This is a genomic window from Mesorhizobium sp. M7D.F.Ca.US.004.03.1.1 (genome assembly GCF_003998635.1).
Lineage (GTDB): Bacteria > Pseudomonadota > Alphaproteobacteria > Rhizobiales > Rhizobiaceae > Mesorhizobium > Mesorhizobium loti.
In genome coordinates this window covers 1-688 of record NZ_RZQG01001601.1, presented here as the reverse complement: position 1 = coordinate 688, position 688 = coordinate 1, and the positions used below count along the sequence as shown (strand labels likewise).

Genomic DNA, 688 nt, shown 5'->3' with positions numbered 1-688 from the left:
GCTCATGATCGTGCGCGGCGACGGCGCGCTTATCACCGCTGAATTCGCTCGCGCCCGGCCGATCGAGACCATCCTGTCAGGACCAGCGGCAAGCCTGGTGGGGGCGCGGTACATGACTGGCATTGATGACGCAGTGGTGTCCGACATCGGCGGCACGACCACCGACATCGCCGTTCTGGACGGCGGCCGCCTGCGGCTCGATCCGGAAGGCGCTACCGTCGGCGGAATGCGAACCATGGTGGAAGCCGTCGCCATGCGCACCTTTGGCCTCGGTGGAGACTCGGAAGTCTCGCTCCATGAGCGGTCGCTGACTTCGACGATCGTCCTAGGCCCCCGTCGGCTCGTGCCGCTAGCGCTGGCTGCGGTGAAGCACGACGATGCCATATACAAAGGCCTCAAGCGGCAATTGCTCAGCCCTAACACCAGCCGGCTGGACGGCCGCTTCGCATTGCGCACAGGAGTGCCCGAGCGTCTGGCTGCGGGCCTGACAGTTACCGAGGCGCGGCTCTATGCTGACATTTCGGCAATTCCCGCCGCGCTTGATCGGCTGCTCGTATCGACGTCACAGGTCGCGACACTCAATCGCCTGGTCGCGCGCGGTCTGGTGCATATCGCGGGCTTCACGCCATCCGATGCGGCCCATGTGCTCGGTCGGCAGGACAACTGGGATCCTGTCGCGGCTCGACTG

Annotated in this window: 1 protein-coding gene; it reads left to right on the top strand. The window is 65.6% G+C overall.

Annotated elements, in window-relative coordinates; genetic code table 11:
* Window positions 1-688: hydantoinase/oxoprolinase family protein (locus tag EN935_RS38970; RefSeq protein ID WP_281040421.1), on the top strand; the 688-nt coding region annotated here is incomplete at both ends.